The sequence below is a fragment of the Rhodococcus sp. NPDC003318 genome (assembly GCF_042879035.1).
Classification (GTDB): Bacteria; Actinomycetota; Actinomycetes; order Mycobacteriales; family Mycobacteriaceae; genus Rhodococcus_G.
Genome location: NZ_JBIAOU010000004.1, coordinates 107,555 through 120,453, shown reverse-complemented (window position 1 = coordinate 120,453; position 12,899 = coordinate 107,555). Strand labels below are relative to the sequence as shown.

The window sequence follows — 12,899 nt, the reverse complement described above, 5'->3', positions numbered from 1 at the left end:
GACTCCAGCCACCAGGAGCACGCACGGGCGGCGACGCCGGCGCGGATAGAATGCACCGATGAACGTCACCGCACGGATCGAGCGGGCAATCGCGTCGCTGCTCGACAACGGCGCCCGACTCCAGGGGCCGGCGGTCGAGGCCCACGTGTCCCGTCTGCGCCGCGCGCACCCCGACGAGAGCCCCCAGCAGATCGTCGACCGCCTCGAACGTGTCTTCCTGACGGCGGTCACCGGCAGCGGCGGCGCGGTCGGTGCCACCGCGGCGGTCCCCGCCGTCGGCACGGCGGGGTCGCTCGCGGCGGTCGGTGCGGAGACGTTGTTCTTCCTGGAGGCGAGCGCGCTGTTCACCCTCGCCGTCGCGTCGGTCCACGGCATCCCCGTCGAGAACCACGAGCGACGCAAGGCGCTGGTGCTGTCGGTCGCGCTGGGCACCGCAGGCATGGAGATCGTCGAGAAGGCCGTCGGCGTGACAGCGAAGAACTGGGGGTCGCTGCTGTCCGGAAAGCTCCCCACCCAGACGATGCACGGGATGAACCAGACGCTGCTGCACACGTTCGTCACCAAGTTCGCCGCCAGGCGCAGCGCCCTCGTCCTCGGCAAGCTGGTGCCCGCCGGGATCGGTGCGGTCATCGGCAGCGCGGGCAACCGCGCGATCGGCAAGGGTGTCGTCGCCAATGCCCGTGACGCGTTCGGCCCGGCACCCGCCCAGTGGGCGATCACCGTGGAGCCATACCCGGAGGGGGTATAATCCTCGGCATGAGCCGGCCGATCACGACCCGCACCGGAGCGCACCGCGCGGTCCTGCTGCTCGCCGTGATCCTCGGCGTGCTGGCGATGCATCACGTCGCGACCACGACAACGGCCGCGGCGACGCCCGCCGCCGCGCACGTCACCACCGACCACCCCGGCGCGGGCATGCCCGACCACGACGGCACCGGGGGTCATTCCGACGGCCAGCACATGCTCGCCACCTGCCTCGCGGTCCTGTCCTCCGGTGTGGCACTGCTGGTCGTGCTGATGCTGTTCGGCGTGATCACCGACCCCGGCACCCGGCCGGACCGGCGACGGGTCGTGCCGGCCGGGTTCGGCCGCGGTCCCCCGTTCGCCCGACCCACCTCCACCCGACTCGCCGCACTCTGCCTCCTCAGGGTGTGACAGGGCCACTGCGCGCTGCGCGCAGTCCGGCCCATGTCACCAGCACACGAAAGAGCAAGGCAGAGAAATGAACACACGCAGCATGACCGTTGTCGCGGCCGTCGCCATCGCCGGCGCCGTTCTCGTGGGATGTTCGAACGACGACAACGACGGCCACTCGACGGGCCCCATGGGCCCCATGACCTCGATGCCGATGGCAACCCCGGCACCGTCGGGTGAGACGTCGTCCGACCACAACGCCGCCGACGTGATGTGGACGCAGATGATGATTCCGCACCACCGGCAGGCAGTGGAGATGGCCGCGCTCGCCGAGGGCCGCACCGACAACCCGCAACTGCTGTCGTTGGCGGCGCGGATCGAGGCGGCCCAGAACCCCGAGATCGAGCAGATGACCGGCTGGCTCGCCGCGTGGGGTGTGCCGGCGATGCCCGGCGGCACCGACCACTCGATGCCGGGCGGCATGACCGTGCACGACGGCATGATGTCGTCCGAACAGATGACGGCACTGGAGAATTCGTCCGGGACCGAGTTCGACCACGCCTGGCTGGAGATGATGATCGCCCATCACCAGGGCGCCGTCGACTCGTCACGGCAGATCCAGGCGGAGGGCGTCGACGAACAGGTCCGCGCACTGGCGGGGCAGATCATCGCCGCGCAGCAGGCCGAGATCGAGCAGATGCGGGCGATGCTCCAGTAGTCAGGCGACCGGTGTGGGGGTGCGACCCCAGGCCAACGAGCGCAGGCGAACCCAGTCCAGGGTCGCCTTCGGCGGTCGCACCCCCGGCCGGTTCAGCGGCACCCGAACCCGCAACGCACCGGGCAGCACCCTGCAGGTGACCGGCGTCTGCACGCTCAGCGATTCGCCGTCCAGTCCGACGGCCACCTCGCCGGTGTCCGAGTCGAGGACCGCCTCGATGACCTCCTGCTGCGTCATTCCGCGTTCGTGGACCCGCCCGATCAGGCCGACCGCCTGGCGGGCGTTTGCCACCGACACCGTGACCACGCCCAGCACACCACTGTTGAGCGTGGTGCGGCGACCGAGCCCCGCCAGGTCGTTGGTGCGGTACGGCCCGTTGCTGATCAGCACGGCCTGCGGCCCGTCGACGGAGACGTTGCCCGCCGTCACGGACAGGCGCGGCCCACCGCCCTCCCCGAGCAGGTCGGGCAGCATCTTCAGGACGGTTCCGCGCTTGTCGTCGCGGTAGGCCGGGCTCCGCACGATCTCTGCGTACACCCCGAACGACGCGTTGTTGACGAATGCGCGGTCACCGAGCATACCGAGGTCCACCCGCAACTCCAGCCCGTCGCGCAGCGCGTCGACGCACGCCGCCGGGTCGTCCCGGTCCAGCCCGAGATCGAGCGCGAAGTGGTTGCGGGTGCCCGCGCTGATCACCAGGAACGGCAGGTCGTGCTCCGCGGCGACGCCGGCGACCAGCGCCTGTGTCCCGTCGCCGCCGGCGACACCGAGCAGGTCCGCACCGCGCGCCACTGCGTCCCGGGCGAGCGCCTCGACGTCGACGTAACCGGGGCCCTCGAGCAACGCGACCTCGGCGCCGAGTTCCTCGGCCCGCCGCACGAGGTCGTGTTTGACGACCGTGCCGCCACCGGAGTGCGGATTCATCACCAGGAAGGGCCTGCTCGGTGGCGGGGCCGGCGTCTCGGGCGCCGGAGCGGGCGCGGGTTCTGCGAGCGCGACCCGCGCGCAGGCGAACGCGACCGCCACGAGGACGACGACGACGATCACCACCCACAGCAGCCCCTGGCTGACGAACAGGACGAGCACCGCGATCGGCGTCAGGATCGCGATCGCGAGCGAGATCCACCGCGCCGCACCGCGACCCGCGAGGAACCAGAAACCGGTCGCGGCCATCACCACGAGTGTCCCGATGACCGACACCAGCAGCGTCAGGGTGCCGAACACGCCGGCCACCACGACAGGGAGCAGGATGGCGACGACCAGCGCGGCAAACGCGGCTCGCGCCCACCACCGCTGAGCACGGGGCTGGGCCTCTACGAGAGTCATGCGGTGATTGTGCACCGCACCGGCCGCTTCGGCGCGCTTTGGCGACGGTGTCGCGGCGCGCTTTGGCGACGGTGTCGCGGCGCGCTTTGGCGACGGTGTCGCGGCGCGCTTTGGCGACGGTGTCGCGGCGCGCTTCGGCGACGGTGTCGCGGCGCGCTTCGGCGGAAGTGTCGCGGCGTTCAGGAGGTGACGAACTCCTTGCGTCGTCGCAGGACCTCCCGAACCCCGGTCCGCGGGGCGGCCGGCCGAGCGGCGGACCGCGCGATCGCGACCAGTTCCGCCTCGTCGCTGATCTTCTCGCGGACCCGGCCGCGCTCGGCGCCACGACGCAGTTCCTCGGCGTCGATCGCCCGCCATCCCGCCCGGTCGATCGTCTCGGGGCGGCGATCGCACACCAGCCGGGCCAGGTCGGCGATGCCGGCCGTGGGCGCACGCAACAGCCCGCGGTTGAAGTCGTCGACGAGCCGTCCGACGGTGCCCTGCGCGCAGGACTTGTTGGTGCCGATGAAGCCGCTGGGCCCCCGCTTGATCCACCCGGTCGCGTACACACCGGGCACCGCCGCACCGCCGGGGGCGTCGAGGACGCGACCGTCGGCGTTGGGGATGACCCCGCGGGCGTCGTCGAACGGAACACCGTCGATCGGGACCCCTCGATACCCGATCGAGGTGAGCACCAGCCCGGCGTCGACGGTGTCCGTCTCCCCCGTCACCCGGACCCCGAGGCCGCCGTCCTCCCCGACGACGAACTCGTTGCGGGCGAAGGTGATTCCGGCGACCGTGTCGACGCCGTGGATCTCGGTCGGCGAGAGCAGGTACCGGAAGGTGATGCGGCGGCGCCCCGGTGTGGGCTCCGGGAGGCGCGCCAGCAGGCGTACCTTCTGCGCGACCGCGTGATCGAGGTCGCCGCTGTCGGCGAGCGCCCGGCTGGCCGGGTCGAGGTAGGCCTCGGCCGGGTCCACGACCACGTCCACCCCGGGCGTGTCGAGCAGACCGGCGAACTCGGGCACCGTGAAGGCGGACTGCGCGAAACCGCGGCGGGCGACCACCACGACCTCGTCGATCCGGCTGTGCCGCAACGCCTCCAGCGCGTAGGGGGCGATATCGGTGCCGGCCAGCAGGTCCGGGTCGGTGGTGAGGATCCGGGCCACGTCGAGCGCGACGTTTCCGTTGCCGACGACAACCGCACGGCGGTGCGAGAGGTCGAACCGGTCACCGGCGTGGTCGGGATGTCCGTTGTACCAGGCGACGAAGTCGGTCGCCGACGCGCTGCCCGCGAGTCCCTCGCCGGGTACGCCGAGGGCGCGGTCGGCCGACGCACCGGACGCGTAGATCACGGCGTGGTGGTGCGCGAGCAGTTCGGCGTGGGTGAGGTGCCTGCCGATCTCGACTCCCAGGAAGTACTCGAATCCCGGCTGCGCCGCGATGGTGTCGTACAGCCGCCCGACCTGCTTCGTCTTCTGGTGGTCGGGTGCGACCCCGGCACGGACGAGGCCGTGCGGCACCGGGAGCCGGTCGAAGACGTTGACCGTCACGCCGCGCTGGGTGAGCAGTTCGTCGGCCGCGTACATCGCGGCCGGCCCGGCGCCGACGATCGCGACACGCAGCGGACCCCGGTCGCGCTCGACCCGCGCCGCCTCCGTCACCTTGGCCAGTGCCGGCCGGGTCTCGGTGCCGCCGATCCGGGACCGGTCCTCGTGGGGTTCGGTGAAGTAGTCGGCGTTGATCGACAGGTACTGCAACTGGGGTTCGGTCAGCTTCTTCTGCGGGACGATCGCGTCGACCGGGCACGCGGAGACGCAGGCGCCGCAGTCGACGCACGCCGCGGGGTCGATGTGCAGCATCTCGGCGGTGAGGAAGTCGGGCTCGTCCGGCGTCGGGTGGATGCAGTTGACCGGGCAGGCGTAGACGCACGAAGCGTCGCTGCAGCAGGACTGGGTGACCACGTGGGGCATGAGGGATTCCGATCGGGGGGTCGGCGGCGGGGCGGGGCGACTGCGCTCAGGCGGCGCGGCGCACCGGTTCGCTGCGGTAGCGCGACGCGTCACCGTCGATCCTGCAGGCCTTCCACACGAGCGCGGAGGCACGGTTCATCAGCCCGGCGTCCTGGGCGAGCATGCGGACGTCACCGAAGTAGTTCCGCAGCGTCTGCCGCGACCTCGTCGAGCCCCAGAACAGGTCCTTGCGGACGGACTTCGGGATGTCGAACCGGCGCCAGAACGACTTCGGGGGCACCACGATGACGTCGCACAGGATGCGCATGGTGATCGGCATCGCGATCGACAGGCCGAACCGGCCGAGCCGCGACATCCGCGGCACCCGGCGACGCAGGTACTGGTGCGCGAACGAGATGTGGCGGGCCTCCTCGGCGACGTGAATCGCCATGACGCCCTTCATGATCGGGTGGAGGTCGGCGTCGCCGCGCAGGAAGGACTTCTGGATGTGGTCGATCGGCTCCTCACCGGCGAGGACGCCGACGAAGAACAGTTCGGGCAGCGGTCCGGCCGCGAGCGGGACGAACGGGGAGAGCGCCCGCATCACCGGGCCCATGCCGGGAGCGTCGACCCCGATCCGGTTGACCATCTCCTGGAACATCAGGGTGTGGTTGCCCTCCTCGATGCACTCGTGGGTGCAGTACCGGTACTCGGCGGAGCCGTTCGGCAGCGAGAAGACGTACTGGGTCATGCCGCGGATCAGGATGTTCTCGAACTGCAGGCCGACCTTGGCGACGTTGGCCTGGCGCCACATGCCGATCTCGATCTTGCGCTCGTCGGGAAGCGCCTGGTACCAGGGGTGCGCACCGAGCGGGTCGTCCTCCGGGTTGAGGATCCACCGCCGGTCGTTCGGCGTGACCGCGAATTCCGGCGAGTCCCAGGCGATGTCGACGTAGGGGTCGAAGTGCTTGTCCACCGACGCCTCGGACAGCCGCCGGAGGACGTCCTCGTATCCGTCCCGGTCGAGGCCGTTTCGTGTCGTCGACAGTGTCATCGCTTCTCCCTGGTGTGGTGACGAGCGGTGGATGGGCCGGCGGCCCGCAACTCGGGTTAACTGTAACTGGTAGTTCCATTCAAATCCAGGGCCCGTCCGGAATGGGCGCACGGCGCCGGCTGTTGACCCCAGGGTGACCATCACCACACAGACACCCGACCTCGGACGATTCGGCGTCTGGCGCCACGCCTACGGCCTGACCCCCGACTTCGTCCGTGAGCTCGAGAGCTACGGCTACGGCACGTTCTGGCTCGGCGGATCGCCACCGGCGGACCTGAAGATCGCCGAGCAGGTGCTCGACGCGTCCACCACCCTCGTCGTCGCCACCGGCATCACCAACATCTGGAACGCCCCCGCCGCCGAGGTCGCCGAGTCCTTCCACCGTCTCGAGGCCAAGCACCCCGGCCGGTTCCTCCTCGGAGTCGGTGTCGGCCACCCGGAGGCGTCGAAGGACGTGTACCGCAAGCCGTACCAGGCGGTCGTCGAGTACCTCGACGTCCTCGACGACGCCGGAGTGCCCGCGTCACGGCGCGTCCTCGCCGCGCTCGGCCCGAAGATGCTGCGGCTGGCCGCCGACCGGGCCGCCGGCGCCCACCCGTACCTGACCACCCCGCAGCACACCCGCGAGGCACGCGAACTCCTCGGCACCGGGACCCTGCTCGCCCCGGAACAGAAGTTCGTCATCGGCACCGACCCGGCCGCCGCCCGCGAGATCGGACGCCCCCCGGTCGCCAACCCGTACCTGAAGCTGCGCAACTACACCTCGAACCTCACACGTCTCGGCTTCACCGACGACGACATCGCGAACGACGGCAGCGACGCCGTCATCGACGCCCTCGTCGCGCACGGCGACGCCGACACCGTCGCCGCCAAGGTCACCGAGCACCTCGACGCGGGCGCCGACCACGTCTGCGTGCAGTCCCTGCCCCCGACCGGCGACGCCCTGCCGCCACTGGCCGAACTCGCCACGGCGCTGGGGTTGCGCGGCTGACGGTCCCGGCGGGCAGGGTGCCTTAGTCTGCACCACATGAGTGCAGGTGTCCCGGTCACCCCGGCGGTCGAGGCCGTCGGGCTGACCAAGCAGTTCGGTGCGGTGCACGCCGTCTCCGGCCTGAGCTTCACCGTGCCCGCCGGGTCGATCACCGGCTTCGTCGGACCGAACGGATCCGGGAAGACGACGACCCTGCGGATGCTGCTCGGACTCGTCACCCCGACGTCGGGACACAGCACGATCGCCGGGATGCCGTTCGGCGCGCTCCACGACCCGGCCCGCACCGTCGGCGCGGCCCTCGACTCGCTCAGCCTGCATCCGAAACGGACGGCGCTTGCGCACCTCGACGTCTACGCCGCCGCCATCGGCGTACCCGACGCCCGCGCCCGCGAGGTGCTGCACCTGGTCGGCCTGGAATCGGTGGCACGGCAACGTGCGGGAACCTTCTCCCTCGGCATGCGCCAGCGGCTCACACTGGCCACCGCGCTCCTCGGCGACCCGCAGATCCTGGTTCTCGACGAGCCCGCCAACGGTCTCGACCCCGAGGGCATCGCCTGGCTGCGAGAGTTCCTGCGCGCCTTCGCCCGCACCGGCCGCACCGTGCTGGTGTCCAGCCACCTCCTGCGCGAACTCGAGCAGACCGTCGACCGACTGGTGATCGTCAATCGCGGTTCCCTCGTCCACCAGGGCGCGATCGAGGACCTGCGGGCGCAGCACAGCGCGCGGGTCTTCGTCGCCGCGTCCGACCCGGCGACCCTGGCACTCGCGCTCGGCGCCAACGGGTTCACCGACGCCCAGCTCATGCCCGACGGCCGGCTCGCCGTCCGCGGAGTCCCGGAGGTGACGGTGACCGGCATCGCCGTAACGGCCGGGGTCCACGTCTTCGGGATCACCACCGAACACGTGGACCTCGAGCAGGTGTTCCTGGCGATGACGGCTGGACAGTACGCGGCGCCGCAGTTCCCGGCGCAGCAGCAGTACGGCCCGCCGGCGCCGTACCCACCCGGCCAGTTTCCCGGAGGTACCCGATGACCGCGCTGGTGACCGCCGAACTGCGCAAGGTCCTCACCCTGCGGTTCTGGTGGGCACTCGCCCTCGCCCCGCTCGTCGTCGCGCTCTTCGCCGGGTCGATCTACGCGGCCGTCGCCGACAGCCTCGACTCGGTCGATTCCGAACTGTCGACCGGCGCGGTGTCGATCGGACTGGTCGTCGCGATCGCCTGGGCGATCCTGTTCGCCGGCATCTTCGGCGCGGTCAATGCGGGCACCGAGTTCCGGCACCACACCCTGACACCGACCTTCCTCACCACCCGCGGCCGGGATCCGGTGCTCGCCGTCAAGCTCGGAGTGACCGCGCTGTTCGGGGTGGGCTACGCCGTCGCAGTCGAACTCGTCGCGGTCGCCTGCATGGTCGTCTTCGGCGGCGACCGGTTCTCGCTGTCGCCCGCGATCCTCGGCATGCTCGCCGCGGGAGTGCTCGCCACCGCTCTGTGGTCCCTGATCGGCGCCGGCCTGGGTCTGTTGTTCGCGTCCCCCACCGCGGCGGCCATCGCGCTCGTCGCGTGGTACCCGGTGGGTGAGCTGATCACCATCGCGATCCTCGCCGGGCTCGGCGCCGGGTCGCTCGGCGCGTGGCTGCCCGGCGCGGTGACGTGGTCGACGGTGGTCTCCCCCGCCGGGCCGCTCGACGGGTTCGCGCCCTGGCCCGCGGCCGTGATCGCGCTGATCGCCTGGACCGCCGTCGCGGCCGGGCTCGGCTGGTGGGCGACCCGGCGACGCGACGTGACCTGACTGCGGGAGGGCCTGTCGCCGCGTGCCGTTAACGTGGGTTGTAATGGTTACCACCGCTACTCGTCCGGGCTGGATTCGTCGTCTCACCGCCGAATGCTGGCGGCACCGAAGCCTGACCGTCGGTGCGCTCGCGGTCACCCTGATCGCCGCACTCATCGACATCGCGTTCCCGCTGCTGACCCGGATCGCGGTGGACGACGCCACCACCGGCGTCACCGGCACGATCGCCGCCGTCGCCGCCGCGATCGCCGCCCTCGGGGTGGTTCGCTTCGGCTGCCAGTTCGGACGCCGGATGCTCGCGGGCAGGCTGTCGCTCGACGTCCAGCACGACCTGCGGCTCGGCCTGCTCGGGTCGTTGCAGCGACTCGACGGTGTCGGGCAGGACCAGATCCGCACCGGGCAGGTGGTGTCCCGGTCGATCACCGACCTGCAGCTGGTGCAGGGTCTGCTGGCGATGGTGCCGCTGTCGGCGGGTGCCCTGATCCAGTTCGTGCTCGCGATCGTCGTGATGGCGTTCCTGTCACCGCTTCTGACCGTCGTCGCACTGCTGGTGGTGCCCGCGATGGCGGTGCTGGTGTGGACGCTGCGGCCCACGCTGTTCGCGGCGACGTGGTCGGCGCAGCAACGCGCCGCCGACCTCGCCCAGCACGTCGAGGAGACGGTGACCGGGGTCCGGGTGGTCAAGGGTTTCGGTCAGGAGTCCCGGGCGGTCGGACGCCTCGAGGACCTCGGCCGCGCCCTGTACTCGGAACGGCTGCGGGCGGCCCGCATCAACGCCCGGTTCGCGCCGACGATGGCCGCGCTGCCGCAGCTCGGCCTCGTCGGCGTGATCGCGTTCGGCGGTGTCCTGGCACTGAACGGCACGATCACCGTCGGCACGTTCCTCGCGTTCGCCACCTACGTCGCGACGATGTCGAACGTGTCCCGGCTGCTGTCGTCGGTGGTGATCATGGCGCAACTGTCGCGCGCCGCGGTCGAGCGTGTCTACGAGGTGATCGACTCCGAACCGGAGGTCGCCGACCCACCCCACCCGGTGTCCCTGCCGGCGGGGCCGGTGGGTGTGCGCCTGCGGGGTGTCCGTTTCGGATTCGACGACGCCCGGCCGATCCTCGACGGAGTCGACCTCGATCTCGCCCCGGGTGAGACGGTGGCCGTCGTCGGTCACGCCGGATCCGGGAAGACCGCACTGTCCCTGCTGCTGCCGCGGTTCTACGCGCCGAGCGCCGGAACCATCGCGCTGACGGTGGACGGACGTGGCTACGACATCGCCACCCTGCGCGCCGACCAGTTGCGGGAGGCGGTGGGGTTGGTGTTCGACGAACCCTTCCTGTTCTCCGACACCATTTCCGCGAACATCGCCCTCGGCCGGCCCGACGCGAGCGCCGAGGAGATCCGGGCGGCCGCGGCGATGGCCCAGGCCGACGAGTTCGTCGAATCGCTCACGGACGGCTACGACACCGTCGTCGGCGAACGCGGACTGACACTGTCGGGCGGTCAGCGGCAGCGCGTCGCCCTGGCCCGGGCCCTCCTCGTCGATCCGCGCCTGCTGATCCTCGACGACGCCACGTCCGCGGTGGATGCGGCGACGGAGGCCGCGATCTTCGACACCCTCCGGACGCAGCGCGACCGCACCACGCTGATCCTCGCGCACCGCCGCTCGACGCTGTCGCTGGCGGACCGCGTCGCGGTTCTCGACGCCGGACGCGTCATCGACACCGGAACCGTGGCGGAACTCGAGGTCCGCTGCCCGCTGTTCCGGGCGCTGCTCGCCGACCCGGACGACTCCGCGACCCCGGAGGAGCCGCACGCGCGGCCCGACCGACCCGACCCGACCGACGACCGGTTGTGGCCCGACGTCGTCCCCGGCGCGGCGTTCGACGCGGTGGTCACCGACGCCGTCCCGGCCCGCAGCGCGTCGGCGGGCGGTGGCGGTGGTCCCGGTGGCCGCGGTGGAGGCGGACCGATGTCGGGGGCGATGGGTGACATCGCGGCCACACCCGAGCTGCGCGAGGCGGTCGCCGCGCTGCCTCCCGCCACCGAACAGCCCGGCCTGCGCGACGCCGAACTGCGTGAGCCCGATCCGGGTTTCCGTCTGGCGACGCTGCTGCGCCCGGTCCGCTGGCTCCTGGCCGCGGTCGTCGTGTGCCTGGCACTCGATTCGCTGGCCTCGATCCTGTTCCCGTCGATCGTGCGGTTCGCGATCGACCACGGGGTCACGCCGGACGAGCCGGCCGCCCTGTGGTGGGCGACGGCGGCGGGTGTCGCGCTCGTCGCGGGCGACTGGCTGGTCGTCGCGGTGATGACGGTGATCACCGCGCGGGCCGGCGAGAAGGTCCTGTACGGGCTGCGGGTCCGCAGCTACGCGCACCTGCAGCGGCTGGGTCTGGACTACTACGAACGGGAACTGTCCGGCCGGATCATGACCCGGATGACCACGGACGTCGACGCGCTGTCGTCGTTCCTGCAGACCGGGCTGTCCACGGCGGTGGTCAGTGTGCTGACCGTGGTCGGGATCTCGGTGGCATTGCTGCTCACCGACGCGGTCCTCGCCCTGGTCGCGCTGGCCGCGGTGCCGCCCCTTCTGGTGGCGACGCTGATCTTCCGGAAGATCTCGTCGACGGCGTACTCGGTCTCCCGCGAGCGCATCTCGATCGTCAATGCCGACTTCCAGGAGAACGTCACCGGTCTGCGCGCCGCACAGGCCTACCGCCGCGAGGACTTCGCCGCCCGACGGTTCGCGGAGCGCGCGGACAGCTACCGCCGCGCTCGGATGCGTTCGCAGACCGCGATCTCCCTGTACTTCCCGTTCATCACCCTGCTGTCCGACCTGGCCCTCGCCGCGGTCGTGTACGTCGGGGCGATGCGCGTCGCGGACGGTGCGACGACGTCCGGTGTGCTGGTCGCCTTCGTCCTCTACCTCGGGTTGCTGTTCGGTCCGATCCAGCAACTGTCGCAGGTGTTCGACGGCTACCAGCAGGCGCAGGTCGGTCTGCGTCGGATCGGCGACCTGCTGCGCACTCCGAGCTCGATCGAGACGGCGACGCAGGCCGACACCACCCCGATCCTCGGGCACCTTCAGGGCTCGGTCGATTTCGACACTGTGACGTTCCGGTATCAAGGTGCTGACACCGACGCACTGCAGGCTGTGAGCCTGCAGATCTCACCCGGCACCACGGTCGCCCTGGTCGGACGCACCGGAGCCGGCAAGTCGACCGTGGTCAAACTTCTCGCCCGGTTCTACGACCCGACCACGGGCGAGGTCCGCGTCGACGGCGTGGACCTGCGCGGATACCCGCTGCACGAGTACCGAGGCCGACTCGGTGTGGTCCCGCAGGAAGCTCACCTGTTCTCCGGGGACATCGCCTCGAACATCGCGTACGGCCGACCCGACGCCACCCGTTCCGAGATCACCGCCGCCGCCCGCGCGGTCGGCGCCCTCGACACCATCGCCGCCCTGCCCGGCGGCATGTTCACCCCGATCGGCGAACGGGGGCAGGGGCTGTCCGCGGGCCAGCGCCAGCTCGTCGCCCTGGCCCGCGCCGAGCTGGTCGACCCGGACCTGCTGCTGCTCGACGAAGCGACCGCGACCCTCGATCCGGCGACCGAGCGGACGGTGCTCGAGGCGGGCCGGCTGCTCACCCGGAAGCGGACGTCCGTGGTCGTCGCGCACCGGCTGGCGACCGCGGCCCGCGCGGATGTGGTCGTCGTGATCGACGGCGGCCGGATCGTCGAAGCGGGCCCGCACGCCGTGCTTCGGCATGCGGGCGGTCCGTACGAGGACCTCTGGGACGCGACGGCCAACCAGGTGGGGAATAATCGAGCCGCCGAGACTGTCCTCGACTAGTGGGAGCGGATCACGCACGAGTGACCCAGCTCACTCGACGCGCGCCCCGTGCACGCTCGTACCCGGAGGGGACTAGCCTCGGGTGTACAAGCGCTGATCGGGGACACAAGA

10 protein-coding genes are annotated in these 12,899 nt (G+C 71.2%); 7 read left to right on the top strand and 3 right to left on the bottom strand.

Going from position 1 to position 12,899, the window contains the following annotated elements; all coding sequences use genetic code 11:
- Nucleotides 1-58: 58 nt before the first annotated feature.
- The 3 genes from ACFYVR_RS09980 (at nt 59) to ACFYVR_RS09970 (ending at nt 1,852) form a co-directional block, all read left to right on the top strand.
- Entirely contained in the window at nt 59-748 is a 690-nt protein-coding gene (locus tag ACFYVR_RS09980) for a hypothetical protein (RefSeq protein ID WP_387472263.1), read from the top strand.
- A gap of 8 nt (nt 749-756) precedes the next feature.
- Complete coding sequence (locus ACFYVR_RS09975) at nt 757-1,155, top strand: DUF6153 family protein (RefSeq protein ID WP_387472261.1); 399 nt, start codon at nt 757-759, stop codon at nt 1,153-1,155.
- A 67-nt stretch (nt 1,156-1,222) separates the two neighbouring features.
- On the top strand, nt 1,223-1,852 hold the full coding sequence (locus ACFYVR_RS09970; RefSeq protein WP_387472259.1) for a DUF305 domain-containing protein: 630 nt from the start codon (nt 1,223-1,225) through the stop codon (nt 1,850-1,852).
- On the opposite strand, the gene ACFYVR_RS09965 is transcribed toward ACFYVR_RS09970, so the two are convergent.
- The 3 genes from ACFYVR_RS09965 to ACFYVR_RS09955 all read right to left on the bottom strand — a co-directional run bounded on the left by ACFYVR_RS09965 (nt 1,853) and on the right by ACFYVR_RS09955 (nt 6,163).
- Complete coding sequence (locus ACFYVR_RS09965; protein ID WP_387472257.1) at nt 1,853-3,178, bottom strand: diacylglycerol/lipid kinase family protein; 1,326 nt, start codon at nt 3,176-3,178, stop codon at nt 1,853-1,855.
- Nucleotides 3,179-3,357: 179 nt separating this feature from the next.
- A complete protein-coding gene (locus ACFYVR_RS09960) occupies nt 3,358-5,130 on the bottom strand; it encodes an FAD-dependent oxidoreductase (protein WP_387472255.1) in 1,773 nt (590 codons plus the stop codon).
- A 46-nt stretch (nt 5,131-5,176) separates the two neighbouring features.
- Nucleotides 5,177-6,163, bottom strand: a complete 987-nt coding sequence (locus ACFYVR_RS09955; protein WP_387472253.1) for a diiron oxygenase — start codon at nt 6,161-6,163, stop codon at nt 5,177-5,179.
- A 139-nt stretch (nt 6,164-6,302) separates the two neighbouring features.
- Here ACFYVR_RS09955 and ACFYVR_RS09950 point away from each other — a divergent pair, with 139 nt between their 5' ends.
- Genes ACFYVR_RS09950 through ACFYVR_RS09935 form a run of 4 tightly spaced genes read left to right on the top strand, consistent with a single transcriptional unit; the run spans nt 6,303 to nt 12,788 of the window.
- Nucleotides 6,303-7,154 (top strand): LLM class F420-dependent oxidoreductase, encoded by an 852-nt coding sequence (locus ACFYVR_RS09950; protein WP_387472695.1) that lies wholly within the window; start codon nt 6,303-6,305, stop codon nt 7,152-7,154.
- 36 nt (nt 7,155-7,190) lie between these two features.
- A complete protein-coding gene (locus ACFYVR_RS09945) occupies nt 7,191-8,186 on the top strand; it encodes an ABC transporter ATP-binding protein (RefSeq protein ID WP_387472250.1) in 996 nt (331 codons plus the stop codon).
- Nucleotides 8,183-8,944, top strand: a complete 762-nt coding sequence (locus ACFYVR_RS09940; protein WP_387472248.1) for a hypothetical protein — start codon at nt 8,183-8,185, stop codon at nt 8,942-8,944. Before ACFYVR_RS09945 ends, ACFYVR_RS09940 begins: the two co-directional genes overlap by 4 nt.
- 43 nt (nt 8,945-8,987) lie before the next feature.
- Nucleotides 8,988-12,788, top strand: coding sequence for an ABC transporter ATP-binding protein (locus tag ACFYVR_RS09935; protein WP_387472246.1), 3,801 nt, complete (start codon nt 8,988-8,990; stop codon nt 12,786-12,788).
- Nucleotides 12,789-12,899 lie beyond the last annotated feature (111 nt).